Raw genomic sequence first — 25,115 nt, 5'->3', positions numbered from 1 at the left:
TCCTAGCAAACAGCCGCACAAATCAGGGTTATGCCGCGGGCTTGAATCTGTTCGCGTACCTCAGCGGGCAAGCGATCATCGGTAATTAGGGTGTGGATACTGCTCCAGGGCAGTTCCAGATTGGGAATTTTTCGACCAGCTTTATCGGCTTCAACCATCACCACGACCTCCCGAGCAACTTCTGCCATGACTTGGCTTAAGCCCAGGAGTTCGTTGAACGTTGTCGTACCGCGATTCAAATCAATGCCATCCGCACCAATGAATAGCTGATCAAAGTCGTAGGAACGCAGTACCTGTTCGGCAACCTGTCCCTGGAACGACTCGGAATGGGGGTCCCACGTACCGCCGGTCATCAGCAGCACGGGCTCACGTTCAAGTTCACTTAACGCCGTGGCAACCTGCAGCGAATTGGTCATGACTACTAGACCAGACAGACTGCCTAATTCAGAAATCAACGCGGCGGTCGTGCTACCGCTGTCGACGATGATGCGTGCGTGCTCTCGAATTCTTGCGACAGCAGCTCGCGCAATGGCCAGTTTGTACTTGGACACCGGTTGACAGCTATCCGCTATTAACTCGTGTGGCAGGGCCACGGCGCCGCCGTAGCGACGCAACAACAAGCCATCACCTTCAAGCGCGGCGAGGTCCTTACGAATGGTGACTTCCGAAGTTTCGAAGCGTTTTGCCATGTCGTCGACGCTTACGTCACCCAGCTCATTGAGCACGGCAAGAAGGTTATGGCGACGTTGTGGTGTATTGCGTTTCGACATGGCGATCTAAATTTCGTTTCGAAAGATAACGAAGGCAATCAAAACCTATTGGAGTACATTCGTCAAGCTTGGGTTTGCCTATGAACGACTTTCCGCAAAGACCTGAGTGTGAAAACGTCTGTGGATAACTTCATTCTTTTTTGATTTTCACCGGCCGCTTCCATCCTTCGATGTTGCGCTGACGAGCGCGACCGATGGCCAAGTGATCGGCAGGGACGTTTTGAGTGAGGGTAGATCCCGCCGCCGTGGTCGCACCGGAAAAGATATCCACAGGCGCGACCAAAGAGTTGTTGGAGCCGATAAAGACGTCTTCACCGATGACCGTTTTGTGTTTGTTCACCCCGTCGTAGTTACAGGTGATGGTGCCGGCCCCGATATTGGTACGTGCGCCCACGTCTGCGTCGCCCAAATAGGTCAAATGGCCTACTTTTGCGCCTGCTCCAAGGTGTGCGTTTTTCAACTCAACAAAGTTACCCACATGCGCCAAGGCTTCCAGGACGCTGCCGGGCCGCAGTCGAGCGAACGGGCCTACATCGCTTCCCTCGCCTAGTACGGCACCGTCAATGTGGCTGTTGGCTTTAACCACCGAGCCTTTGCGCAAGGTGCTGTTTTTTATGACGCAATTGGGGCCAATGCTGACGTTGTCTTCAATAATCACCCGACCCTCAAGGATCACATTAACGTCGATCAATACGTCGCGACCTGCGCTGACTTCTCCGCGCACGTCGAAACGCGCCGGGTCCCTCAGGGTGACGCCCAGTGCCATCAAACGGCAGCCTTCCCGCATCTGATAATGACGCTCCAGTTCGGCAAGTTGCTTGCGGTCGTTTGCGCCTTGAACCTCCATGGCATCCAGCGGCTGCTCGGTGGCAATCACCAGACCGTCTTCCACGGCCAAGGCGATGACATCGGTTAGGTAATACTCGCCCTGCGCGTTGTTATTGGATAACCGACCCAGCCAGTCTGCCAATCGCTTGCCTGGCACAGCGAGAATGCCGGTGTTGCCTTCGGTAATCGCTTTCTGCGCGTCGGTCGCATCCTTGTGCTCGACGATCGCAGTGACACGCTGTTGCTCATCTCGCACGATACGTCCATAACCCGTGGCGTCAGCAAGCGTCACCGTCAGCAGTCCAAGTTGCTCGGCGCTGACGTTTTTCAGCAGACGCCGCAGCGTGCCCACTTCAATCAACGGCACGTCGCCGTAGAGAATGAGCACGTTCTCTGCCGTTAATTCGGGCAATGCCTGGGCAACCGCGTGGCCCGTACCGAGCTGCTTGTCTTGCAAGACGAAATTCAGATCATCTGCCGCCAAACGCTCGCGAACCAAGTCCGCACCGTGACCAATCACCACGTGAATCCGCTGTGGATTAAGTTGGCGCGCGCTGTGGATAACATGCCCGAGCATGGAGTCGCCCGCCACTGGATGCAGAACCTTGGGCAGTGCCGAACACATGCGCGTGCCCTGGCCCGCTGCGAGAATTACGATATCGAGTGACATGGCTGTCTACCAATCCTGGGGCGGTCAGCAAGGGCGACCGGCGGTGAATTTTAAAAAAGAAAAAAGGGTAGCCGAGGCTACCCTTTTTCTCAATCACGCAAAAAAACAGATGGGGTTAGCCACCATACTTTTTACGAATTTGCTGAACGGTGCGCAGCTGCGCTGTCGCCTCGGCCAGTCGTGCAGTCGCAGAGCCGTAATCGAAATCTGCGCCTCTTTCATTCAGCGCCTTCTCAGCCGCTTTAACAGCGTTCTGAGCAGAGGCTTCATCCAGGTCGGCAGCACGTTGCACGGTGTCGGCAAGAACCTTGACCATGTTTGGCTGCACTTCGAGGAAACCACCCGAGATGTAAAACACCTCGGCTTCCCCACCCAGCTTGATCAGGCGGATCGGACCTGGCTTCAGATCAGTGATCAGCGGCGCGTGGCCTGGAGCAATACCGATATCGCCCAAGTTACCGTGCGCAATCACCATCTCGACCAGACCGGAGAAAATTTCCCCTTCCGCGCTGACGATATCGCAATGGACTGTCATAGCCATTTGCTTGCCTCAACCTAATTAGCGCCCGTTTTACCGGGCACCGGGATTACAGTTTTTTGGCTTTCTCGATCGCTTCTTCGATGCCGCCGACCATGTAGAACGCTTGTTCTGGCAAGTGGTCGTAGTCACCGTTGAGGATGCCTTTGAAGCCAGTAATGGTGTCTTTCAGGGAAACGTATTTACCCGAGGCACCCGTAAAGACTTCAGCCACGAAGAACGGCTGCGACAAGAACCGCTGGATCTTACGTGCGCGGGATACTAACTGCTTGTCGGTTTCCGACAGCTCGTCCATACCCAGGATCGCAATAATGTCCTTCAGTTCTTTGTAACGCTGCAGCACGTACTGTACGCCGCGAGCGGTGTCGTAGTGTTCCTGGCCGACAACATCCGGATCCAGCTGGCGCGAAGTCGAGTCCAGTGGATCGACCGCTGGGTAGATACCCAGAGAAGCGATGTCACGGGACAGTACGACGGTAGCGTCCAGGTGGGCAAACGTTGTAGCAGGCGACGGGTCGGTCAAGTCATCCGCAGGTACGTAGACAGCTTGAATCGAGGTAATCGAACCGGCTTTGGTCGAAGTGATGCGCTCTTGCAGAGTGCCCATCTCTTCAGCCAGGGTCGGTTGGTAACCTACTGCAGAAGGCATACGGCCCAGCAGTGCGGATACTTCAGTACCGGCCAGTGTGTAACGATAGATGTTATCGACGAACAGCAAAACGTCGTTACCTTCGTCACGGAATTTCTCAGCCATGGTCAGGCCAGTCAGTGCTACGCGCAGACGGTTACCCGGCGGCTCGTTCATCTGACCGTAAACCAATGCCACTTTGTCGAGAACGTTGGAGTCCTTCATCTCGTGGTAGAAGTCGTTACCCTCACGGGTACGCTCGCCCACACCAGCGAACACGGAATAACCGCTGTGCTCGATGGCGATGTTACGGATCAATTCCATCATGTTTACGGTTTTGCCTACACCGGCACCACCGAACAGACCGACTTTACCGCCTTTGGCGAACGGGCAAACCAGGTCGATAACCTTGATGCCGGTTTCCAGCAGGTCGTTTCCGCCTGCCTGTTCAGCGAAAGTAGGCGCAGGACGGTGAATGCCCCAACGCTCTTCGGTTTCGATCGGGCCACATTCGTCGATCGGGTTACCGAGGACGTCCATGATCCGGCCCAAGGTCGCTTTACCGACCGGTACGGAAATGGCTGCGCCAGAGTCCGTGACTTCCAGACCGCGCTTCAAGCCCTCGGTGGAACCCATTGCAATGGTGCGAACCACGCCGTCGCCCAGCTGCTGCTGAACTTCCAGGGTGGTCCCGGCTGCACTTTTTACCAACAGCGCGTTGTAGATGCTCGGTACGTGTTCGCGTGGGAATTCCACGTCGATCACGGCGCCGATGATTTGAACGATACGTCCGCTACTCATTAGCTGGATCCTCTGAATATTTGAACCGTTAAACCGCGGCAGCGCCGCCGACGATTTCCGAGATCTCTTGGGTGATCGCAGCCTGACGCGCCTTGTTGTAGATCAGTTGTAAATCGCTGATCAAATCACCGGCGTTATCAGTAGCGTTCTTCATTGCGATCATCCGCGCAGCTTGTTCAGCTGCGTTGTTCTCGACCACCGCCTGGTAGACTTGTGACTCAACGTAGCGAACCATCAAGCCGTCAAGCAGCTCTTTGGCGTCCGGTTCGTAAAGATAGTCCCAGTGGTGCTTGAGTTCTTTATCCGGGGTCGCAACCAGCGGAATCAACTGTTCCACCTTAGGCTGCTGCGTCATGGTGTTGATGAACTTGTTGGATACCACGGACAGGCGATCAATACGGCCATCCAGATAAGCATCCAGCATCACCTTGACGCTACCAATCAAGTCATTGATTGATGGCTCTTCGCCCAGATGGCTGATCGCAGCAACGACATTACCGCCAAAAACGCGGAAAAAGGTCGCACCTTTGCTGCCGATCACGCACAGATCGATCTCTACGCCGTTTTCACGGTTTACCGCCATGTCCCTGACCAAAGCCTTGAACAGGTTGGTATTCAAGCCACCGCACAGACCACGGTCACTGCTCACCACAACATAACCGACACGCTTTACTTCGCGTTCGATCATGAATGGGTGGCGGTATTCCGGGTTGGCGTTGGCCAGATGTCCGATTACCTGGCGGATGCGCTCCGCATAAGGACGGCTAGCCGACATGCGCATTTGAGCCTTGCGCATTTTGCTAACTGCCACTTTTTCCATGGCGCTGGTGATCTTTTGCGTGCTTTTGATGCTCGCAATCTTACTGCGAATCTCTTTTGCGCCTGCCATGTAACACCTATCAGGTTAGCAAGCGGGAGCCTCTCGGCCCCCGCTGCGGCTTACCAGGTTTGGGTGGCCTTGAACTTTTCGATACCGGCTTTAAGGCCCGCATCGATTTCGTCATTGAAGTCACCCTTCACGTTGATCTTCGCCATCAATTCGGCGTGATCGCGGTTGAAGTAAGCAATCAGAGCCTGCTCGAAGCTGCCGATTTTTGGAATCTCGACGTCCACCAGGAAGCCACGTTCAGCGGCATACAGGGACAACGACATATCAGCGATAGACATCGGCGCATATTGCTTTTGCTTCATCAGCTCGGTAACGCGCTGACCATGCTCAAGCTGCTTGCGAGTGGCTTCGTCCAGGTCAGAAGCGAACTGGGCGAATGCCGCCAATTCACGGTACTGAGCCAGAGCGGTACGGATACCACCGGAAAGCTTCTTGACGATCTTGGTCTGAGCGGCACCACCCACACGGGATACTGAAACACCGGCGTTCACAGCTGGACGGATGCCAGAGTTGAACATCGCCGATTCCAGGAAGATCTGACCGTCGGTGATGGAAATCACGTTGGTCGGAACGAACGCGGAAACGTCGCCAGCCTGAGTTTCGATGATTGGCAGAGCGGTCAACGAACCAGTCTTGCCAGTCACAGCACCGTTGGTGAACTTCTCTACATACGCTTCGGAAACACGCGATGCGCGCTCCAGAAGACGGGAGTGGAGATAGAACACATCGCCTGGGTAGGCTTCACGGCCTGGCGGACGGCGCAGCAGCAGGGAAATCTGGCGGTAAGCCACTGCTTGCTTGGACAGATCGTCATAAACGATCAGCGCGTCTTCGCCGCGGTCGCGGAAATATTCGCCCATGGTGCAACCGGAGTACGGAGCAAGGAACTGCAACGCAGCCGATTCGGAAGCACTGGCAGCAACGACGATGGTGTTAGCCAACGCGCCGTTTTCTTCGAGTTTGCGAACCACGTTAGCGATGGTCGATTGTTTCTGACCAATTGCTACGTAGACGCAGAAGATGCCGCTGTTTTTCTGATTGATGATCGCGTCGATCGCCAGAGCGGTTTTACCGATCTGACGGTCACCAATGATCAGCTCGCGCTGACCACGGCCGACAGGGATCATGGCATCAACAGCCTTGTAGCCAGTCTGTACAGGCTGGTCTACCGACTTACGCCAGATCACGCCGGGTGCAACCTTCTCGACAGCGTCGGTTAGGACGTTGTTCAGAGGGCCTTTGCCGTCAACTGGGTTACCCAATGCATCGACTACGCGACCCAGCAATTCCGGACCAACCGGAACTTCAAGGATGCGGCCAGTGCACTTGGCGCTCATGCCTTCAGCCAGCATCTGGTAGGAGCCCAATACAACGGCACCCACAGAGTCTTGCTCAAGGTTCAACGCCATACCAAAGACGCCGCCCGGAAACTCGATCATCTCGCCGTACATAACGTCGGCCAGACCGTGAATCCGCACGATGCCGTCAGATACGCTGACGACTGTGCCTTCGTTACGGGCTTGGGAAGTTACATCGAGTTTCTCGATGCGACTCTTGATAATTTCACTTATTTCGGAAGGATTGAGTTGCTGCATTGCTCTGCTGCCCCTTCAAACTCAAGATTTCAATGCTTCGGCCAGTTGCGCGAGTTTGCCACGAACTGAGCCATCGATAACCAGGTCGCCGGCGCGGATGATGACACCACCTATTAGAGAGGCATCCTCCGCAGCATGCAGGCGCACTTCCCGGCCGAGCCGTGCACTGAGAACCTTGGCGAGTTTGTCTTGCTGTTCTTCGTTCAATGCAAAAGCACTGGTGACGTCCACATCGACCGACTTTTCCTGCTCGGCCTTGTACAGGTCGAACAGTTCGGCTATCTCCGGCAGAAGCAGGAGACGGTCGTTTTCAGCAACGACGTGGATGAAATTCTGTGCCTTGACATCAAACTTGTCGCCACACACTTCAATAAAAGTGGTGGCCTTGTCTGCGCTCGTCAGTCGCGGTGCCTTCAGCATCCGCTGCATTGTGTCGTCTTGCGACACAGCTGCAGCCAGGCCAAGCATTACTGACCAATTGGCCAGTTGCTGGTGGGCCTGGGCGTGCTCGAAGGCTGCCTTAGCGTAAGGTCGGGCCAACGTGGTCAGTTCTGCCATGATCGCCCTCGCTTAAATTTCAGCAGCCAGTTTATTAACCAGCTCCGCGTGCGCGTTTTGATCGATTGTGGCACCCAGGATCTTCTCAGCACCGTTGACCGCCAAGCTACCCAATTGGGCGCGCAGCGCGTCTTTGACGCCGTTCAGTTCCAGTTCGATCTCGGTCCGAGCCTGAGCCTTCACACGGTCAGCTTCGACAACGGCCTGTTCACGGGCTTCGTCGACAATCTGGGTACCGCGTTTCTTGGCTTGCTCAATGATCTCTGCTGCTTGAGCCTTCGCTTCACGCAGTTGATGACCCACTTTATCTTGGGCCAACTCCAGGTCGCGAGTTGCTCGTGTAGCAGCGTCCAGCCCATCCGCGATCTTCTTCTGACGTTCGTGCAAAGCAGCGATGACCGGAGGCCACACGAACTTCATGCAAAACAGTACAAAAATGAAGAACGCAACGGACTGACCAATCAGGGTTGCATTAATGTTCACGCCAACACCTCGCTCGTTCGTTGTCCATCACACCAATCCACTCGAAAATTCGAGAGATCAGCCAGCGAGTTGACCAACGAAGGGGTTCGCAAAGGTGAAGAACAGAGCGATACCAACACCGATCATGGTCACGGCATCGAGCAAACCGGCAACGATGAACATTTTAACCTGAAGCATTGGGACCATTTCTGGTTGACGCGCTGCGCCTTCCAGGAACTTGCCGCCCAGCAGGCCAAAACCGATTGCGGTACCCAGTGCGCCCAGGCCGATCAACAGTGCAACAGCGATAGCAGTTAGACCAACTACAGTTTCCATCTTTCCTCCCGACTTTTACGTCGTATTGGTTAGGTTTTTTAGATTTAAAGCGGTAAAACAAAATTGTTCACATCAGCCCTTGCGGGCACCCTGCCGCCGAAGCGGTAGGGTCATCAAGTCGCCCAAGACGAGTCTTAATGGTTTTCTTCGTGAGCCATCGACAAGTAGACAATGGTAAGCATCATGAAGATGAACGCTTGCAGGGTGATGATCAGGATGTGGAATACAGCCCACGCCCATTGCAGCACGATGCCCAGGCCACTCAGCCAGAGCAAGCCACTGCCAAACATGACCGCGATCAGGATGAACACCAGCTCGCCGGCATACATGTTGCCGAACAGACGCAGTGCCAACGAGATAGGCTTGGCAATCAACGTCACGAATTCAAGCAGGAAGTTAACTGGAATCAACAGTGCCTGCAGAAAGATGTTCTTGCTACCAAACGGGTGCAGGGTCATTTCGCCGATGAAGCCGCTAATGCCCTTGACCTTGATGCTGTAGAAAATGATCAACGCAAATACCGACAGGGCCATGCCAAGGGTAGCGTTTGGATCAGTTGTCGATACGGCGCGGAATGGGACATGGGGGTCGCCAGTGACAAACATCGCCAAATGCGGAATCCAGTCAACCGGGAAAAGGTCGACTGCGTTCATCAAGAACACCCAGACAAAAATAGTGAGCGCCAACGGTGCAATGACCGGACTGCGTCCGTGAAAACTGTCTTTCACACTGCCATCAACGAACTCGATCAGAATCTCGACGAAGTTCTGTAAGGCGCCCGGCTGACCGGAGGTTGCCTTTCTGGCTGCCATGCGGAAGATCAGAATAAAGATCAACCCCAGTGCGACCGACCAGCCGAGAGTATCGACGTGGAAAGCCCAGAAACCCATTTCCTTGGCTTGCGCCGCGTCATGAGCAAAACCCCAACCGCTGGTTGGCAAATGACCAAAGGTCAAATTTTGCAGGTGATGCTGGATATATGCCGAAGCTGTTTGCTCTGATGCCATGGTTGCCTCAAACGCCCTAAGGTCTCGAAAGTCTTGTTCTCATAAGCAGGGGAGAGAACCAGTTGACCAATTGGATCAACATGAACACCCCAAATACCGCCAGCGGTGCCAGCGGTTTTACCCCTGCAAAGGTCAGCGCAAAAAGCACTGCCGTAAAAATAAGTTTGCCTGCCTCGCCAGCGTAAAAAGACCGGACAATGGCTTGCGCTGCTCTAGCACCCGTAAACCGGAACGCCTTATGAGCAAAATACAAATTGGGCAGCCAAGCTATCAGACCTCCGCAAAGACCTGAGTACCCAGCAACGACACCGTGCCACTGCCATAACGTCAACGCTGCCAACAGCAGTACCGCACATTGGGCCAGTAGTACCGGAAAAACCGCCAAGCGATGGAACGGCAGGCGTTTCTGCGTGCGGTTTTCCATCACAACTGCTCCTGGAATGTCAGCCACCAAAATCAGTAACTGGCATAATTTGTGCCGACAAAATGCGCGCAGAGTATAGGGGCGGATTAACCCCTATTCAACTGCCATGTAGTGATTTCCGACTACTCGCTACAACGCATCTGTTTCAGCGAATGTGCGCAAGTACGCCCTGTAGCTCATCCAACGAGTTATAGCGAATAACCAGTTGCCCTTTACCCTTCTGACCATGGCGAATCTGCACCGCAGAGCCTAACCGCTCTGCCAGGCGCTGTTCGAGGCGACTGATGTCCGGATCGTTTTTTACGGGTTCGGCAGCAGCAGGTTTGCCACTCAACCATTGGCGAACCAGCGCTTCGGTTTGGCGTACGGTCAGACCCCGTGCGACAACATGTCGCGCCCCTTCTACCTGCTGTTCTTCGGGCAATCCGAGCAATGCACGTGCATGACCCATTTCCAGGTCGCCGTGGGAAAGCATGGTTTTGATCACTTCTGGCAATGCGATCAAGCGTAGCAGGTTCGCCACCGTTACCCGGGACTTGCCGACCGCATCGGCCACTTGTTGTTGGGTGAGCTGAAATTCTTGTTGAAGACGCTGCAGCGCAACGGCCTCTTCTATCGGATTCAGGTCTTCGCGCTGAATGTTCTCGATCAACGCCATGGCGATGGCGGTTTCATCCGATACGTCGCGAACCATGGCCGGAATCGTCTCCAGGCCTGCTTGCTGGCTCGCGCGCCAACGCCGTTCTCCGGCGATGATCTCGAAGCGACTGCCAGCGATTGGACGCACGACAATCGGTTGCATGACGCCCTGAGCCTTGATCGACTGAGCCAGCTCTTCGAGGGCTTGGGGGTCCATGTCACGGCGGGGCTGGTATTTGCCGCGCTGGATCACATCCAGGGGCAGATGTTGCAGCTCACGCTGATCGGCTTGAACAGCCTGTTCTTCCAGTGCGCTGATGGTCGGACTGCTCAGAAGTGCATCCAACCCACGTCCGAGACCTCGTTTCTTAACGGCCATGCGGATTCCTTAAGTTGTCTGAGCGGGACGGGGGTTGCGGCGTTGCCGACGAACCATCTCGCCCGCCAAGGCGAGGTAAGCCAGGGCACCACGCGATGTTTTGTCATAGGCCAGTGCTGGCATGCCAAAGCTTGGTGCTTCCGCCAGGCGAATATTGCGCGGAATAACGGTGTCGTACAGCTGCTCACCAAAATGCTCTTTGAGCTGATCGGACACGTCATTGATCAAGCTCAGACGCGGGTCATACATGGTCCGCAAAAGGCCTTCGATTTTCAGCTGGGGATTCAGTACGCTGGCGATGCGTTTGATGTTATCCACAAGGTCGCTCAAGCCTTCCAGCGCAAAATACTCGCACTGCATGGGGATGATGACGCCATCCGCAGCAACCAACGCATTCAGGGTAAGCATCGACAAGGAAGGTGGGCAGTCGATGAGAATGTAGTCGTAGTTCTCGCGAATAGGGGCCAGTGCATTACGAAGGCGACTTTCTCGCATCTGCATTTCCAGCAGGACGACTTCCGCGGCCGTCAGATCGCGGTTGGCCGGTAGCAACTGGTAACCGCCATGCTCGGAAAAGTGCATGGCTTGCGCCAAATCACATTCGCCGATCAACACGTCATACACCGAATGTTCCAAGGCGTGTTTATCCACACCACTGCCCATGGTGGCGTTGCCCTGCGGGTCAAGATCGATCAACAACACGCGGCGCTTGGTAGCGACCAATGACGCGGCGAGGTTGATACAGGTTGTGGTTTTACCCACGCCCCCTTTTTGGTTCGCTATCGCGAATACCTTAGCCATTCTTGCTCGTGTTCCCAATCATGCCGTGCGGCGCAGTATCAGCAGATGGCGTTGGCCTTGGCAACCAGGAACAGTCAAGGCTTGTGCGCTATCGAGGCGAAAATCTGTTGGTAATGCTACCAGCTCATCGGCAGGGTGCAGGCCTTTCATCGCTAACCACCGTGTATCGGTGTCGCCGAGGTGGCGAGTCCAACCGGTGAAATCAGCGAGATTGCTGAACGCTCGGGAGACAATCCCGGTGAAAGGCAACGCAGGCTGAAATGTTTCTGCCCGGCTGTGGATAACTTCAAGATTATCGAGTTTCAGCTCCAATTTTACTTGGGTCAAAAAACGGGTTTTCTTGCCGTTACTGTCGAGGACCGTAACCTTCATTTCAGGGAACAGGATCGCCAGCGGAATGCCGGGCATCCCACCGCCGCTGCCTACATCGAGCCAGCGCTCTCCTGAAATGAAGGGCACCACGCTCAAACTGTCGAGCAAATGCCGCGAAACCATTTCGTCGGGGTCACGCACGGCAGTGAGGTTGTAGGCCTTGTTCCATTTGATCAACAGCGCCAAGTAACCCAGCAGTTGGCTGTGTTGGCTTTCGCTCAAATCGACGCCCAGTTGCAGGGCGCCACGGGATAACTCTTGGGCATGTTGCGACGTAACCATAGAACTCAAGCGCTTTGCTCCAACTGACGGCCCGCGCCGCGTTTTTTCAAATGAATCATCAACAGCGAAATCGCCGCCGGGGTAACCCCGGGGATGCGCGAGGCTTGGCCCAGCGTCTCAGGACGAGTTATCCCCAGCTTGCCTTGAATTTCTTTAGACAGCCCGGAGATACCGACGTAATCGATATCGAAAGGCAATTTGATATCTTCGCTGGCCCGCAGACGAGCGATTTCATCCTGCTGACGATCAATGTAACCGGCGTATTTGGTTTTGATTTCCACCTGCTCGGCCACTTGAGGATCGCTGCAACCATCGCCAGTAATAGCGATCAGGCTGGCGTAGTCGACTTCAGGGCGCGTCAGCAGATTGAGCAAATTGTATTCATGGGTCAGCGGCGTACCGAAATGCGCAGAAATGGCATCGCCCTGCACCGTTCCGGGACGCACCCAGGTACCTTTCAGGCGTTGCTCTTCCAGCTCGATACTTTCGCGCTTGGTGCAGAACGCCGCCCAACGGGCATCGTCGACCAACCCTAAAGCTCGACCTTTCTCGGTCAACCGCAGGTCGGCGTTGTCTTCACGCAGAATCAAACGGTACTCGGCACGAGAAGTGAACATCCGGTACGGCTCTTGGGTGCCCAAGGTGATCAGGTCATCGACCAAGACCCCGATGTAAGCCTCGTCCCGGCGCGGACACCAACTCTCTTTGCCTTGTGAGAGCAACGCGGCGTTGGTACCGGCCAGCAAACCTTGGGCAGCGGCTTCTTCGTAGCCTGTCGTGCCGTTGATTTGCCCAGCGAAAAAGAGACCACCTATCACCTTGGTTTCAAGGCTGTATTTCAAATCCCTGGGGTCGAAGTAATCGTATTCGATGGCATAGCCAGGGCGAACAATGTGAGCGTTTTCCATGCCCCGAATCGAACGAACGATCTGCAACTGAACGTCAAAAGGCAACGAGGTGGAGATCCCGTTAGGGTACAGCTCATGAGTGTTCAGCCCTTCCGGTTCGATAAAGACCTGATGGCTTTCCTTGTCGGCAAACCGATGAATCTTGTCTTCGATGGAAGGGCAATAACGCGGGCCGACACCCTCGATGACGCCGGAATACATTGGCGAACGATCAAGGTTGGCCGCAATGATTTCATGGGTACGGGCGTTGGTGTGCGTAATCCAGCAGCTGACCTGGGCAGGATGCTGTTCTTTCGAGCCCATGAACGACATGACTGGAATCGGCGTATCGCCTGGCTGCTCAGTCATCACCGAAAAGTCCACCGAACGCCCATCGATACGAGGTGGCGTGCCCGTTTTCAGACGACCCACTCTCAGAGGCAGTTCGCGTAGACGTTTAGCTAACGCAATCGACGGCGGATCACCTGCGCGTCCGCCCGAATAATTTTGCATTCCAATGTGGATAAGTCCACCGAGGAACGTGCCCGTGGTCAATACCACTGCGTCCGCGAGAAATCGGAGCCCCATCTGAGTCACAACGCCGCGGACTTGGTCCTGTTCAACAATCAAGTCATCGCAGGCTTGTTGGAATATCCACAGGTTCGGCTGGTTTTCGATAATTTCGCGAATAGCCGACTTGTACAGCACGCGGTCAGCCTGAGCTCGGGTAGCCCGAACGGCTGGGCCTTTACGGCTGTTCAACACGCGAAATTGAATACCGCCTTTGTCGGTCGCGATGGCCATCGCGCCGCCAAGGGCATCGATTTCCTTGACCAAATGGCTTTTGCCGATGCCACCGATGGCTGGGTTGCAGCTCATTTGGCCGAGTGTTTCCACGTTATGCGTCAGCAGCAAGGTTTTTGCACCCATGCGCGCTGACGCCAGTGCGGCTTCGGTACCGGCATGACCGCCACCGATGACGATCACCTCAAAACGGGAAGGGAAATCCACCACGCACCTCGTTCCTACTCTTGAGAACAGGAAATTAAATTTTGGACAGTCGGCAAGTATAGGGACTTACCCCCCTTGAAAGGAACCTTTTGCACAAAATTCAACCAGCTGTGGGTGATTGACGGTTATAGAAATTAAAAAGAAAGAAATTTATAAATCTTTGTTTTTATGTTTACTACTACTGAGCCATGTTTCTGTGGATAGAATCCGGAAGCCCTTTATATTAGCTGTGTACAGAGAATCAAAACATTGTGGTCATGTAGCCCTGGGCCGATGGGATAAGTGGCCTAAGCCTGTGGATTAAAGGGCGACTTGTCCACAGGGTGAATTATTCTCAGGTTTTAAGCCTAGTTATCAACCGAGCTGAAGGATGGTTACACACAGGGCTTATTCCACCCAAAATAGCGGTTGTTGCTAAAGGTTGGGCGAACGGAAGCCACCGAGACAGACATTGATCCGCTCGGTTGGAGGTTATTGGGGGAAGGGAGAGTCTATTTGCCGATGCAAAAACTGGAGAAGATACGTCCCAACAAATCGTCAGAACTGAAAGCGCCGGTTATTTCGCCCAATGATTTTTGAGCTTGCCGTAAGTCTTCGGCGAGTAATTCGCCAGCGCCTGCGAGCGTCAGCTGAGCTCTTCCATGCTCAAGCGATGCGCTGGCATGCCCTAAGGCCTCAAGATGTCGCCTGCGTGCGCTGAAGCTGCTTTCAGAGGTTTGCTCATAGCCCATACACGCTTTGAGGTGATCGCGTAACAGCTCCAGACCTTCACCGGCTCCCATTGCACTCAGGCTAATCGTTACATGACCGTCAGCGCTACGTTCTTGACCGATAACATCGCCACTCAAGTCTGCTTTGTTCCTGATAAGCGTGACCTTGGCCGGATCGGGTCTCTGTTCAAGAAACTCGGGCCATAAGGCAAAGGGGTCATGCGCTTCAGGGGCAGTTGCATCGACGACTAACAAGACTCGGTCAGCTTCGTTGATGGCCTTAAGGGCGCGCTCTACGCCTATTTTTTCTACTTTATCATCGGTGGCCCGCAGCCCAGCCGTATCTACTACGTGCAATGGCATACCGTCGATATGAATATGCTCACGCAAGATATCCCGCGTCGTGCCCGCGATGTCAGTGACGATTGCAGCTTCTCTGCCGGCGAGCGCATTAAGCAAACTCGATTTCCCGGCGTTAGGTCGACCGGCAATGACCACGGTCATACCGTCACGTAGCAACGCGCCTTGGCCGGCTTCTCGTTGGACTGTGGATAACTCTTCACGAACCGCATCTAGCATATTCAATACGTGGCCATCGGCGAGAAAATCAATTTCCTCTTCTGGAAAATCGATGGCCGCTTCCACGTAGATTCGTAGACCGATTAGCTTTTCGGTCAGATTATCCACACGCACAGAGAAAGCGCCTTGCAACGAACGCACAGCATTACGTGCCGCTTGCGCAGAGCTGGCTTCGATCAAGTCAGCGATTGCTTCAGCCTGGGCCAAGTCAAGTTTGTCATTGAGGAATGCGCGCTCACTGAATTCTCCAGGCCTGGCCAACCTGCTTCCAAGCTGCAAACAGCGCTGTAGCAGCATATCCATCACTACTGGACCGCCATGTCCCTGCAATTCGAGAACATCTTCACCGGTAAATGAATGTGGTCCCGGAAAATACAAGGCGATTCCCTCATCGATTACCTCTCCATTGTCATCGTTGAAAGGACCGTAGTGCGCATAGCGCGGCGTTGGCGTGCGTCCAATGATTGCAGACGCAGCGGCACTCGCCAAAGGGCCGGATATTCGCACAATGCCTACGCCACCTCGCCCCTGAGCCGTGGCAATGGCAGCGATGGTTTCACGAGGAACGTTCATAACCAGGCTTCTCTAGACAAAAGGCGGATAGCAAAACGCCCCACGAGGGGGCGTTTTACAACTACGTATACACAGGTTAGATCAAGCAGCCGCGCTTTTGGTAGCCGCTTCGATCTTACGAGTGATGTACCACTGCTGCGAAATCGACAGGCAGTTGTTGACGACCCAGTACAGAACCAGACCGGCAGGGAACCAAAGGAAGAAGAACGTGAAGATGATTGGCATCAGCTTCATGACCTTGGCTTGCATTGGGTCTGGCGGAGTTGGGTTCAACCGCTGCTGGATGAACATGGTTGCACCCATGATGATCGGCAGGATGAAGAACGGGTCTTTGATCGACAGGTCAGTGATCCAGAGAATGAACGGAGCCTGACGCATTTCCACGCTTTCCAGGAGAACCCAGTACAGCGAGAGGAAAACCGGCATCTGTACAACGATCGGCAAGCAACCACCTAGCGGGTTGATCTTCTCTTTCTTGTACAGCTCCATCATCGACTGCGACATTTTCTGCCGGTCATCGCCATGTTGTTCTTTCAGAGCAGCCAGTTTCGGTGCTACGGCTCGCATGCGGGCCATTGATTTGTAGCTGGCAGCCGAGAGAGGAAAGAACAGCCCCTTGATCAACATGGTCAAGAAGATGATCGAGAAACCCCAGTTACCGACCAGGCTGTGGATATGTTGCAGCAGCCAGAAAATCGGTTGGGCGATGAACCAGAGAATGCCGTAATCGACAGTCAACTCGAGACCTGGGGATAACTCTTTCAATACCGCTTGGCTTTTAGGTCCTGCATACAGCGTGGCAGTTGTCTCACCTGTTGCACCGGCAGCGACAGAGATCGCTGGGCCAGTGAAACCAATGATGTAATTGCCTTGAGCATCCTTACGAGTCTGTACGACATTGCTGTCGGACTTGTTTGGAATCCAGGCCGTCACGAAATAATGCTGCAACCAGGCAACCCATCCGCCTTGAACAGTTTCTTTCAGTGAAGCCTTATCGATGTCTTTCATCGATACTTTTTTGTACGGTTCGGCTGGAGTACCCAGCGCAGCGCCCAAATAAGTCGCAGTGCCGGTTGCAGTGCTTGAAGATGGATCCGCACTGGCATCACGTTTCAACTGAGCAAACAGATTACCGGCCCAAGGCTTGCCGCTCTGGTTATCAATCAGGTAGGTGACTTTCAAGTCATACAAGCCACGCTTAAACGAAAAGCGCTTGATGTAATTGACACCGTTGTCAGCAAACTTCAGATCAACAACCAAATCATTTTGGCCGTCAGCCAGTTGATAGGTTTTCTGCGTACTGGTGTAAACCGGACGACCTGCCGCTCGAGCGTCAGGACCATCGGTACCGGTCAGACCGCTTTGCGCGAGATAAGTACGTTCACCGCCGTTATCAAACAGCTGAAACGCAATATCCGGGTGATCTTGGCGACGTGGATACAGAGGCAAACGCAACTGAGCAACATCACCACCTACCGGGTCAATTTCCAGATTGAGCACATCCGTTTTTACCTGGATGAGGTCTTTGCTGGCCGCGATTGGCGTTTCAATAGGGGCAGCAGTTTCACCGTTGGCGCTTGGAACATCGGCACTTGCAGTAGCATTTGAACCCAGCGCCGTTTCCGGAATGACCGGTGCGGTAGTGCTGGCAGCAACATTCTGAGTCGGCAGGGCAGCCTGACCGTAGTCTTGGTTCCATTTCAGAACCCCGACATAGGTCACGATTGCCAAGGCGGCGATCAGGATCGTGCGTTTAATATCCATGATTACTCGGCCATCGAAGAGGAACGGGAGGTGGGTACAGGTGGAACCGGGTCATAACCACCGGCATTCCACGGATGACAGCGACCTAACCGACGGAAGGTCAGCCAGCCACCGCGTAGAAGGCCATGACTTTCGATGGCTTCATACGCGTAGCAGGAACAGCTGGGGTAAAAACGACAGTGGTTGGCCATCAGCGGGCTAATGGCATAGCGATAGAACTGGATCGGAACGAGTGCCAGCTTACGCATCTGAACTGCCTACCCCTACAGTTTCGGTTTTAACATCTGGAGCCGGCCGGCTACGTGCCAGGCGTTTCCATAGCTTGCCGAAATGCTGAATCAATTCGGGGTTTTCTATTTCACCCAAACCTTTGCGCGCCACAATGACGATATCCCAACCAACCAGATCACCCTGGTGATGGCGAAATGATTCGCGCATGAGGCGTTTCAGGCGATTGCGCTCAACGGAGAGTTTGACGCTCTTTTTACCGATAACCAGCCCCAAGCGGGGATGATCGAGGTCGTTGTTACGCGCAAGGAGCAGGAGATTTTTCCCCGGAACCTTACCGGTGGGGGAGTCAAAGACTGCCTTGAAATGCCGGGGTGTCAGCAGACGCTTTTCCCGACTGAAGTCCTGACTCACCACCTGTGCCTATTTATCAAACTGCCAGACGCTTACGGCCTTTGGCGCGGCGACGCGACAGGACTGCACGGCCGTTTTTGGTGGCCATACGTGCACGGAAACCGTGTGTGCGGGCGCGCTTGATAGTGCTGGGTTGGAAAGTACGTTTCATGGCGTGTTACCTGGTTCGTCCACAACGGGCCGGAATGGCCCCCGTTTTAAGAGACCGGGGATTCTAGAGAAAGCAAGCCTCTAGGTCAATTTCCAACCAGCGTTTCCTTCAAATACTTATCAACGCCATTTTTGAGCGATGGTTTTCCAATCGACCTTTTTGGCTGTATAGGCGGAACTTGATGGGTGATTAAATATAGATATAAAGAAGGAAAGTATTCAAAGCTCTTTTATAAAGCTTATAAAAGCTAAGGAGCGGTTTTTCTGTGCATAAGTGCCTCAACGCCTTTATATACAAGCTGTACAGAGGATGACAACTCGGTTGAAAAACGGTGCTCCACCTGTGCTACTCCCTCGGATAAGCTGTGCATGGAATGCCATCTTATCCACAGGCTGGTTATCCACAGAGTTTAGGCGTGACTTATGCAAAGGGCTGAGGCTAGCTTATCCACAACGCTTATGCGCATGCTGCTGGTCCAGCAATTTAGCGATAAAGCCTTGATTCTTCGCGCCCCGCTAACAAGCTACATGTGGATAAGTAAGCCGCTGATCGTTACAATGGCGGCTGTTTTTGCCTCACCGGCTTTCAACTTAGGGGATCTCTGTGTCAGTGGAACTTTGGCAGCAGTGCGTGGAGCTTTTGCGCGATGAGCTGCCGGCCCAGCAATTCAACACTTGGATCCGTCCGCTACAGGTCGAAGCCGAAGGCGACGAGTTGCGTGTGTATGCACCCAACCGATTCGTTCTCGATTGGGTCAATGAAAAATACCTCGGTCGTCTGCTTGAGCTTCTTGGGGAGCGCGGACAAGGCCTTGTGCCTGCACTGTCCTTATTAATTGGCAGCAAACGTAGCTCTGCTCCGCGGGCAGCACCCAATGCGCCGTTGGCTGCCGCTGCCTCGCACGCGATTACTGTGAACCAGGTAGCGGCCTTACCTATCCAACAGGTTAGTTCGCCAGCTCTTAGCCAAACGATTGCGGTTCACGACGAACCTTCTCGTGCCAGCTTCGATCCTATGGCAGGTGCGAGTTCGCAGCAGGCGCCTGCTCGGGCCGAACAACGGTCGGTTCAAGTAGAGGGAGCGCTCAAGCACACCAGTTATTTGAATCGCACGTTTACCTTTGAAAATTTCGTTGAAGGTAAATCCAACCAATTGGCTCGCGCGGCGGCGTGGCAAGTGGCTGACAACCCCAAGCACGGTTACAACCCGCTGTTCCTTTACGGGGGGGTCGGATTGGGTAAGACGCATTTGATGCACGCGGTAGGTAACCACCTATTAAAGAAGAACCCGAATGCCAAGGTTGTTTACCTGCACTCGGAGCGTTTCGTTGCCGACATGGTCAAGGCCCTTCAGCTCAACGCAATCAACGAATTCAAACGCTTCTACCGATCCGTGGATGCGCTGCTAATCGATGACATCCAATTCTTCGCCCGCAAAGAGCGCTCTCAGGAGGAATTCTTCCATACATTCAATGCCTTGCTCGAAGGCGGACAGCAGGTCATTTTGACCAGTGACCGCTACCCTAAAGAGATTGAGGGCTTGGAAGAGCGTTTGAAGTCGCGTTTCGGCTGGGGGTTGACGGTTGCCGTTGAGCCGCCAGAGCTTGAAACCCGCGTTGCCATCTTGATGAAAAAGGCAGATCAGGCGAAAGTTGATCTGCCTCACGACGCTGCATTCTTCATCGCTCAACGGATTCGTTCCAACGTCCGTGAACTTGAAGGGGCGTTGAAGCGGGTCATCGCGCATTCTCACTTTATGGGCCGCGATATTACGATTGAGTTGATTCGCGAATCATTGAAGGACCTTTTAGCGCTGCAAGACAAGTTGGTCAGTGTGGATAACATTCAGCGCACCGTGGCTGAGTACTACAAGATCAAGATTTCTGATTTGCTGTCCAAACGCCGTTCGCGGTCTGTAGCGCGTCCGCGCCAAGTTGCGATGGCGCTGTCCAAAGAGTTAACCAACCACAGCTTGCCTGAGATTGGTGATGTGTTCGGCGGACGTGACCACACGACCGTGCTGCACGCATGCCGAAAGATCAACGAGCTTAAGGAATCCGACGCGGATATTCGCGAGGACTACAAGAACCTGCTGCGGACACTGACAACCTGATGACACCAGCGCAGCTTATTAAGGCAAGGGACTAGACCATGCATTTCACCATTCAACGCGAAGCCCTGTTGAAACCTCTGCAACTGGTCGCCGGCGTCGTAGAGCGCCGCCAGACCTTGCCGGTGCTTTCCAACGTGCTCTTGGTTGTTCAAGGGCAACAGCTTTCGCTGACAGGTACTGACCTGGAAGTCGAGCTGGTTGGTCGTGTTCAACTGGAAGAGCCTGCCGAGCCAGGGGAAATCACCGTCCCTGCTCGCAAGCTGATGGACATCTGCAAGAGCTTGCCCAACGATGCGTTGATAGACATCAAGCTCGATGAGCACAAGCTTGTCGTTAAAGCCGGCCGTAGCCGCTTTACCTTGTCTACGCTGCCTGCCAATGACTTTCCGACAGTGGAAGAAGGCCCAGGTTCGCTGACCTTTAATTTGGTGCAAAGCAAGCTGCGCCGGTTGATTGAGCGCACCAGTTTCGCGATGGCTCAGCAAGACGTCCGTTATTACCTCAACGGGATGTTGCTGGAAGTCAGCGCTGGTATATTGCGTGCTGTTGCCACCGATGGCCACCGCTTGGCAATGTGCTCAATGACGGCGGAAATCGAGCAGGCAGATCGTCACCAAGTCATAGTGCCCCGTAAAGGTATCCTTGAGCTTGCGCGCTTACTGACTGAGCAAGACGGCATGGTCAGCATCGTTTTGGGTCAGCATCACATCCGCGCAACCACGGGTGAATTCACTTTCACCTCAAAACTGGTGGATGGAAAATTCCCGGATTACGAGCGTGTTCTGCCAAAAGGCGGTGACAAGTTGGTGTTGGGTGATCGGCAGGCTTTGCGTGAGGCCTTTAGCCGTACCGCCATTTTGTCCAACGAAAAGTACCGCGGTATCCGCTTGCAATTGGCTAGCGGTCTTTTGAAGATCCAGGCTAACAACCCGGAGCAGGAAGAAGCCGAAGAGGAAATCGGCGTTGATTACACGGGCGGCAATCTGGAGATTGGTTTCAACGTTAGCTATTTGCTCGACGTATTGGGCGTGATGACCACCGAGCAGGTGCGTTTGATTCTGTCCGACTCCAATAGCAGCGCACTGGTGCAGGAATCGGATAACGATGATTCTGCATACGTCGTTATGCCGATGCGCCTGTAACGTGTCCATGCTCAGCAGAATTTGAATGTCTCTTAGCCGCGTCACCGTCACTGGGGTGCGCAATTTGCACCCGGTGACGATCTCCCCCTCTCCTCGTATCAATATCCTCCACGGTGCAAACGGCAGTGGCAAAACCAGCGTGCTGGAAGCCATCCACCTGCTGGGTCTTGCGCGTTCTTTTCGCAGCATACGGTTACTGCCGGTCATCCAATACGAACAGCCAGCGTGCACGGTTTTTGGTCAAGTCGAATTGGCCGAAGGTGGTCATAGCAGTCTAGGTATTTCGCGTGATCGTCAGGGTGAGTTTCAGATCCGTATTGACGGCCAGAACGCTAAAAGTGCAGCGCAATTAGCCGAGGCACTTCCCCTACAGCTCATCAATCCAGACAGCTTTCGTCTTCTGGAAGGTGCTCCGAAAATACGTCGACAGTTCCTCGACTGGGGAGTGTTCCACGTGGAACCTCGTTTTATGTCGACCTGGCAGCGCTTGCAGAAGGCCCTCAGGCAGCGGAACTCATGGCTTCGGCATGGTACACTCGACACCGCTTCGCAAGCCGCTTGGGACAGAGAATTGTGCCTCGCCAGCGATGAAATCGACGACTACCGTCGGGCTTATATTAAAGCCCTTAAACCGGTATTTGAGCAGACTCTGAGCGAACTGGTTGAACTCGACGGTTTGACCTTAAGTTATTACCGCGGTTGGGATAAAGAAAAAGAGCTGAGCACGGTGCTCGCCTCATCCCTGCATCGCGATCAACAGATGGGCCATACGCAGGCTGGACCGCAACGCGCTGATTTGCGCCTGAGATTGGGCGCACATAACGCTTCGGATATTTTGTCCCGCGGTCAGCAGAAGCTAGTGGTCTGCGCCTTGCGCATTGCTCAAGGACATTTGGTCAGCCAAGCTCGGCGAGGCCAATGTATTTATCTGGTGGATGATTTGCCATCCGAACTGGATGAGCATCACCGCCGCGCGCTTTGCCGCTTACTGGAAGACTTACGCTGCCAGGTGTTTATCACCTGTGTAGATCACGAATTATTGAGGGAAGGCTGGCAGACGGAAACGCCAGTCGCTTTGTTCCACGTGGAACATGGCCGTATTACCCAGACCCACGACCACCGGGAGTGAATGCATGAGCGAAAACCAAACGTACGACTCCTCCAGCATTAAAGTGCTGAAAGGGCTAGATGCCGTACGCAAGCGTCCCGGTATGTATATCGGCGACACCGACGATGGCAGCGGTTTACACCACATGGTATTCGAGGTGGTCGATAACTCGATCGACGAAGCTTTGGCTGGCCATTGCGATGAAATCAGTATTGTTATCCACACGGATGAATCGATCACCGTGCGCGACAACGGTCGCGGTATTCCGGTAGACGTTCACAAAGAAGAAGGCATTTCGGCAGCTGAGGTCATCATGACCGTGCTGCATGCTGGCGGTAAGTTCGATGACAACTCTTACAAGGTTTCTGGCGGCCTTCACGGCGTGGGCGTTTCAGTAGTAAATGCCCTGTCTGAATTGTTGCTGCTGACTGTGCGTCGTAGTGGCAAAGTTTGGGAACAGACTTATGTCCACGGTGTTCCTCAGGAGCCCATGCGTATTGTCGGCGAGAGTGATTCCACGGGTACTGAAATTCATTTCAAACCGTCGGACCTTACTTTCAAAAATATTCATTTCAGCTGGGACATTCTGGCTAAGCGTATTCGTGAACTGTCGTTCCTTAACTCCGGTGTAGGAATTGTTTTACGGGACGAGCGCAGTGGTAAAGAAGAGCTGTTCAAATATGAAGGCGGTTTACGCGCATTCGTTGAATACCTGAATACCAACAAGACGCCGGTTAACCAAGTGTTTCACTTCAACATTCAGCGCGAAGACGGTATCGGCGTTGAGATCGCGTTGCAGTGGAATGACAGCTTTAACGAGAACCTGTTGTGCTTCACCAACAACATTCCTCAGCGCGATGGTGGTACCCACCTGGTCGGTTTCCGTTCTGCATTGACGCGAAACCTGAACACCTACATCGAGCAAGAAGGTCTGGCCAAAAAACACAAAGTTGCCACTACCGGTGATGATGCTCGTGAAGGCCTGACGGCAATTATTTCGGTCAAAGTGCCGGATCCTAAATTCAGCTCGCAGACCAAAGACAAGCTAGTCTCATCGGAAGTTAAGACCGCAGTAGAACAAGAGATGGGTAAACACTTCTCCGACTTCCTGCTGGAAAATCCGACTGAAGCCAGAGCTGTCGTTGGCAAAATGATCGACGCTGCTCGTGCCCGTGAAGCCGCGCGTAAAGCTCGCGAGATGACACGCCGTAAAGGCGCGTTGGATATTGCCGGTCTGCCAGGCAAACTTGCGGACTGCCAGGAAAAAGACCCTGCCCTTTCCGAGCTGTATTTGGTGGAAGGTGACTCTGCTGGCGGATCCGCCAAGCAGGGGCGTAACCGTAAAACCCAGGCCATTTTGCCGCTTAAAGGTAAAATCCTGAACGTCGAAAAAGCACGTTTCGACAAGATGATCTCATCCCAAGAAGTAGGTACGCTGATTACTGCGTTGGGCTGCGGTATTGGTCGTGACGAATACAACATCGCCAAACTGCGTTATCACAATATCATCATCATGACCGATGCTGACGTTGACGGTTCGCACATCCGGACCCTGTTGTTGACCTTCTTCTTCCGTCAACTGCCTGAGCTGATCGAGCGTGGTTACATCTACATCGCTCAGCCACCGTTGTACAAAGTGAAAAAGGGCAAGCAAGAGCAGTACATTAAAGATGACGAAGCCATGGAAGAATACATGACCCAGTCGGCCCTTGAAGATGCGAGCTTGCACCTCAACGAATCGGCACCGGGTATTTCGGGTGAGGCGTTAGAGCGTCTGGTTCACGAGTTCCGCATGGTCATGAAGACCCTCAAGCGACTGTCGCGTTTGTACCCTCAGGAACTGACCGAGCATTTCATTTACCTGCCGTCGATTTCGCTTGAGCAACTGTCGGACCACGATGGCATGCAGGCTTGGCTGGCTTTGTTTGATGCGCGCCTGCGCGTTGGCGAGAAGTCAGGTCTGGTCTACAAAGCGAGCCTGCGTGAAGACCGCGAACGTAATGTCTGGCTGCCAGAGGTCGAGCTGATTTCACATGGCCTGTCCAACTACGTCACATTCAACCGCGACTTCTTTGGCAGCAACGACTATAAAACCGTAACGACCCTCGGCGAAAAAATTAGCACCTTGCTGGAAGAAGGCGCTTACGTGCAACGCGGTGAACGCAAGAAGCTGGTGACCGAGTTCAAGGAAGCCCTTGCTTGGTTGATGGCAGAAAGCACCAAGCGTCACACCATCCAGCGCTACAAAGGTCTGGGCGAAATGAACCCGGATCAACTCTGGGAAACCACCATGGACCCGGCTGTACGTCGCATGCTTAAGGTCACGATTGAAGATGCTGTTGGTGCAGACCAGATCTTCAACACCTTGATGGGTGACGCGGTGGAACCTCGCCGTGACTTCATTGAAAGCAATGCGTTGGCGGTTTCTAACCTGGATTTTTAAAAGGTCGTTTCGCG

General features: G+C 53.9%; 24 protein-coding genes. 4 read left to right on the top strand and 20 right to left on the bottom strand.

Translation table 11 applies throughout. From position 1 onward, the window contains the following. Window positions 1–2 precede the first annotated feature (2 nt). The 20 genes from RHM59_RS16935 to rpmH all read right to left on the bottom strand — a co-directional run bounded on the left by RHM59_RS16935 (window position 3) and on the right by rpmH (window position 18,296). A complete protein-coding gene (locus tag RHM59_RS16935) occupies window positions 3–770 on the bottom strand; it encodes a DeoR family transcriptional regulator (protein WP_322184490.1) in 768 nt (255 codons plus the stop codon). 130 nt (window positions 771–900) lie between these two features. After that, the gene (gene glmU, locus RHM59_RS16930; RefSeq protein ID WP_322224797.1) at window positions 901–2,268 is read right to left on the bottom strand and encodes a bifunctional UDP-N-acetylglucosamine diphosphorylase/glucosamine-1-phosphate N-acetyltransferase GlmU; all 1,368 of its coding nucleotides are present in this window, start codon (window positions 2,266–2,268) and stop codon (window positions 901–903) included. Window positions 2,269–2,383: 115 nt separating this feature from the next. Then, window positions 2,384–2,809 (bottom strand): F0F1 ATP synthase subunit epsilon, encoded by a 426-nt coding sequence (locus tag RHM59_RS16925; protein ID WP_322166813.1) that lies wholly within the window; start codon window positions 2,807–2,809, stop codon window positions 2,384–2,386. Window positions 2,810–2,855: 46 nt separating this feature from the next. Continuing rightward, entirely contained in the window at window positions 2,856–4,235 is a 1,380-nt protein-coding gene (gene atpD / locus RHM59_RS16920; protein WP_322166814.1) for a F0F1 ATP synthase subunit beta, read from the bottom strand. Window positions 4,236–4,263: 28 nt separating this feature from the next. Further along, on the bottom strand, window positions 4,264–5,124 hold the full coding sequence (gene atpG / locus RHM59_RS16915; protein ID WP_322166815.1) for a F0F1 ATP synthase subunit gamma: 861 nt from the start codon (window positions 5,122–5,124) through the stop codon (window positions 4,264–4,266). Window positions 5,125–5,174: 50 nt separating this feature from the next. Continuing rightward, the gene (atpA, locus tag RHM59_RS16910; RefSeq protein ID WP_322166816.1) at window positions 5,175–6,719 is read right to left on the bottom strand and encodes a F0F1 ATP synthase subunit alpha; all 1,545 of its coding nucleotides are present in this window, start codon (window positions 6,717–6,719) and stop codon (window positions 5,175–5,177) included. A 21-nt stretch (window positions 6,720–6,740) separates the two neighbouring features. Then, window positions 6,741–7,277 carry a F0F1 ATP synthase subunit delta gene (locus RHM59_RS16905; protein ID WP_322166817.1) on the bottom strand — a complete coding sequence of 179 codons (537 nt, stop codon included), beginning with the start codon at window positions 7,275–7,277 and terminating at the stop codon, window positions 6,741–6,743. A gap of 12 nt (window positions 7,278–7,289) precedes the next feature. Continuing rightward, complete coding sequence (locus RHM59_RS16900) at window positions 7,290–7,760, bottom strand: F0F1 ATP synthase subunit B (RefSeq protein WP_299830955.1); 471 nt, start codon at window positions 7,758–7,760, stop codon at window positions 7,290–7,292. A 57-nt stretch (window positions 7,761–7,817) separates the two neighbouring features. Beyond that, window positions 7,818–8,075, bottom strand: a complete 258-nt coding sequence (gene atpE / locus RHM59_RS16895; RefSeq protein WP_002555987.1) for a F0F1 ATP synthase subunit C — start codon at window positions 8,073–8,075, stop codon at window positions 7,818–7,820. 134 nt (window positions 8,076–8,209) lie between these two features. Continuing rightward, a complete protein-coding gene (atpB, locus tag RHM59_RS16890) occupies window positions 8,210–9,082 on the bottom strand; it encodes a F0F1 ATP synthase subunit A (RefSeq protein WP_322166818.1) in 873 nt (290 codons plus the stop codon). 16 nt (window positions 9,083–9,098) lie between these two features. Next, window positions 9,099–9,506, bottom strand: a complete 408-nt coding sequence (locus RHM59_RS16885; protein ID WP_322166819.1) for a F0F1 ATP synthase subunit I — start codon at window positions 9,504–9,506, stop codon at window positions 9,099–9,101. 145 nt (window positions 9,507–9,651) lie between these two features. After that, window positions 9,652–10,524, bottom strand: coding sequence for a ParB/RepB/Spo0J family partition protein (locus tag RHM59_RS16880; RefSeq protein WP_322166820.1), 873 nt, complete (start codon window positions 10,522–10,524; stop codon window positions 9,652–9,654). Window positions 10,525–10,533: 9 nt separating this feature from the next. Further along, window positions 10,534–11,325, bottom strand: a complete 792-nt coding sequence (locus RHM59_RS16875) for a ParA family protein (RefSeq protein WP_322166821.1) — start codon at window positions 11,323–11,325, stop codon at window positions 10,534–10,536. A gap of 18 nt (window positions 11,326–11,343) precedes the next feature. Then, window positions 11,344–11,979, bottom strand: a complete 636-nt coding sequence (rsmG, locus tag RHM59_RS16870; protein ID WP_322171297.1) for a 16S rRNA (guanine(527)-N(7))-methyltransferase RsmG — start codon at window positions 11,977–11,979, stop codon at window positions 11,344–11,346. A 5-nt stretch (window positions 11,980–11,984) separates the two neighbouring features. Continuing rightward, complete coding sequence (mnmG, locus tag RHM59_RS16865) at window positions 11,985–13,877, bottom strand: tRNA uridine-5-carboxymethylaminomethyl(34) synthesis enzyme MnmG (protein ID WP_322166822.1); 1,893 nt, start codon at window positions 13,875–13,877, stop codon at window positions 11,985–11,987. Window positions 13,878–14,368: 491 nt separating this feature from the next. Beyond that, window positions 14,369–15,739: a tRNA uridine-5-carboxymethylaminomethyl(34) synthesis GTPase MnmE gene (gene mnmE / locus RHM59_RS16860; protein WP_322166823.1), complete on the bottom strand. Its 1,371-nt coding sequence runs from the start codon at window positions 15,737–15,739 to the stop codon at window positions 14,369–14,371. Window positions 15,740–15,820: 81 nt separating this feature from the next. Beyond that, window positions 15,821–17,503 carry a membrane protein insertase YidC gene (gene yidC / locus RHM59_RS16855; RefSeq protein ID WP_322166824.1) on the bottom strand — a complete coding sequence of 561 codons (1,683 nt, stop codon included), beginning with the start codon at window positions 17,501–17,503 and terminating at the stop codon, window positions 15,821–15,823. 2 nt (window positions 17,504–17,505) lie between these two features. After that, window positions 17,506–17,751: a membrane protein insertion efficiency factor YidD gene (gene yidD / locus RHM59_RS16850; RefSeq protein WP_322166825.1), complete on the bottom strand. Its 246-nt coding sequence runs from the start codon at window positions 17,749–17,751 to the stop codon at window positions 17,506–17,508. Next, on the bottom strand, window positions 17,744–18,145 hold the full coding sequence (rnpA, locus tag RHM59_RS16845) for a ribonuclease P protein component (RefSeq protein ID WP_322224795.1): 402 nt from the start codon (window positions 18,143–18,145) through the stop codon (window positions 17,744–17,746). Before rnpA ends, yidD begins: the two co-directional genes overlap by 8 nt. A 16-nt stretch (window positions 18,146–18,161) precedes the next feature. Beyond that, a complete protein-coding gene (gene rpmH, locus RHM59_RS16840; protein ID WP_002551315.1) occupies window positions 18,162–18,296 on the bottom strand; it encodes a 50S ribosomal protein L34 in 135 nt (44 codons plus the stop codon). 603 nt (window positions 18,297–18,899) lie between these two features. Between rpmH and dnaA the strand changes: the two genes are divergently transcribed. The 4 genes from dnaA to gyrB are packed head-to-tail and all read left to right on the top strand — an operon-like array spanning window position 18,900 to window position 25,101. Then, window positions 18,900–20,408: a chromosomal replication initiator protein DnaA gene (gene dnaA, locus RHM59_RS16835; RefSeq protein WP_322166828.1), complete on the top strand. Its 1,509-nt coding sequence runs from the start codon at window positions 18,900–18,902 to the stop codon at window positions 20,406–20,408. 38 nt (window positions 20,409–20,446) lie between these two features. Continuing rightward, on the top strand, window positions 20,447–21,550 hold the full coding sequence (dnaN, locus tag RHM59_RS16830; RefSeq protein WP_322166829.1) for a DNA polymerase III subunit beta: 1,104 nt from the start codon (window positions 20,447–20,449) through the stop codon (window positions 21,548–21,550). 25 nt (window positions 21,551–21,575) lie between these two features. After that, window positions 21,576–22,679 carry a DNA replication/repair protein RecF gene (gene recF / locus RHM59_RS16825; RefSeq protein ID WP_322166830.1) on the top strand — a complete coding sequence of 368 codons (1,104 nt, stop codon included), beginning with the start codon at window positions 21,576–21,578 and terminating at the stop codon, window positions 22,677–22,679. Window positions 22,680–22,683: 4 nt separating this feature from the next. Then, on the top strand, window positions 22,684–25,101 hold the full coding sequence (gene gyrB / locus RHM59_RS16820; RefSeq protein WP_322184485.1) for a DNA topoisomerase (ATP-hydrolyzing) subunit B: 2,418 nt from the start codon (window positions 22,684–22,686) through the stop codon (window positions 25,099–25,101). The last annotated feature ends 14 nt before the right edge of the window (window positions 25,102–25,115 follow it).

The sequence above is a fragment of the Pseudomonas sp. MH10 genome (genome assembly GCF_034353045.1).
Taxonomy (GTDB): Bacteria; Pseudomonadota; Gammaproteobacteria; order Pseudomonadales; family Pseudomonadaceae; genus Aquipseudomonas.
This window is presented reverse-complemented; position numbering and strand designations above follow the sequence as displayed.

What these genes read in the sequence shown, in the direction of transcription:
- atpA (WP_322166816.1), bottom strand. Translation starts at nt 6,719, where the DNA reads ATGCAGCAACTCAATCCTTCCGAAATAAGTGAAATTATCAAGAGTCGC.
- rsmG (WP_322171297.1), bottom strand. Translation starts at nt 11,979, where the DNA reads ATGGTTACGTCGCAACATGCCCAAGAGTTATCCCGTGGCGCCCTGCAA.
- RHM59_RS16935 (WP_322184490.1), bottom strand. Translation starts at nt 770, where the DNA reads ATGTCGAAACGCAATACACCACAACGTCGCCATAACCTTCTTGCCGTG.
- RHM59_RS16925 (WP_322166813.1), bottom strand. Translation starts at nt 2,809, where the DNA reads ATGGCTATGACAGTCCATTGCGATATCGTCAGCGCGGAAGGGGAAATT.
- yidD (WP_322166825.1), bottom strand. Translation starts at nt 17,751, where the DNA reads ATGCGTAAGCTGGCACTCGTTCCGATCCAGTTCTATCGCTATGCCATT.
- recF (WP_322166830.1), top strand. Translation starts at nt 21,576, where the DNA reads ATGTCTCTTAGCCGCGTCACCGTCACTGGGGTGCGCAATTTGCACCCG.
- atpG (WP_322166815.1), bottom strand. Translation starts at nt 5,124, where the DNA reads ATGGCAGGCGCAAAAGAGATTCGCAGTAAGATTGCGAGCATCAAAAGC.
- gyrB (WP_322184485.1), top strand. Translation starts at nt 22,684, where the DNA reads ATGAGCGAAAACCAAACGTACGACTCCTCCAGCATTAAAGTGCTGAAA.
- atpD (WP_322166814.1), bottom strand. Translation starts at nt 4,235, where the DNA reads ATGAGTAGCGGACGTATCGTTCAAATCATCGGCGCCGTGATCGACGTG.
- glmU (WP_322224797.1), bottom strand. Translation starts at nt 2,268, where the DNA reads ATGTCACTCGATATCGTAATTCTCGCAGCGGGCCAGGGCACGCGCATG.
- RHM59_RS16875 (WP_322166821.1), bottom strand. Translation starts at nt 11,325, where the DNA reads ATGGCTAAGGTATTCGCGATAGCGAACCAAAAAGGGGGCGTGGGTAAA.
- atpE (WP_002555987.1), bottom strand. Translation starts at nt 8,075, where the DNA reads ATGGAAACTGTAGTTGGTCTAACTGCTATCGCTGTTGCACTGTTGATC.
- RHM59_RS16905 (WP_322166817.1), bottom strand. Translation starts at nt 7,277, where the DNA reads ATGGCAGAACTGACCACGTTGGCCCGACCTTACGCTAAGGCAGCCTTC.
- mnmE (WP_322166823.1), bottom strand. Translation starts at nt 15,739, where the DNA reads ATGAACGTTCCTCGTGAAACCATCGCTGCCATTGCCACGGCTCAGGGG.
- atpB (WP_322166818.1), bottom strand. Translation starts at nt 9,082, where the DNA reads ATGGCATCAGAGCAAACAGCTTCGGCATATATCCAGCATCACCTGCAA.
- dnaN (WP_322166829.1), top strand. Translation starts at nt 20,447, where the DNA reads ATGCATTTCACCATTCAACGCGAAGCCCTGTTGAAACCTCTGCAACTG.
- RHM59_RS16880 (WP_322166820.1), bottom strand. Translation starts at nt 10,524, where the DNA reads ATGGCCGTTAAGAAACGAGGTCTCGGACGTGGGTTGGATGCACTTCTG.
- RHM59_RS16885 (WP_322166819.1), bottom strand. Translation starts at nt 9,506, where the DNA reads ATGGAAAACCGCACGCAGAAACGCCTGCCGTTCCATCGCTTGGCGGTT.
- yidC (WP_322166824.1), bottom strand. Translation starts at nt 17,503, where the DNA reads ATGGATATTAAACGCACGATCCTGATCGCCGCCTTGGCAATCGTGACC.
- rpmH (WP_002551315.1), bottom strand. Translation starts at nt 18,296, where the DNA reads ATGAAACGTACTTTCCAACCCAGCACTATCAAGCGCGCCCGCACACAC.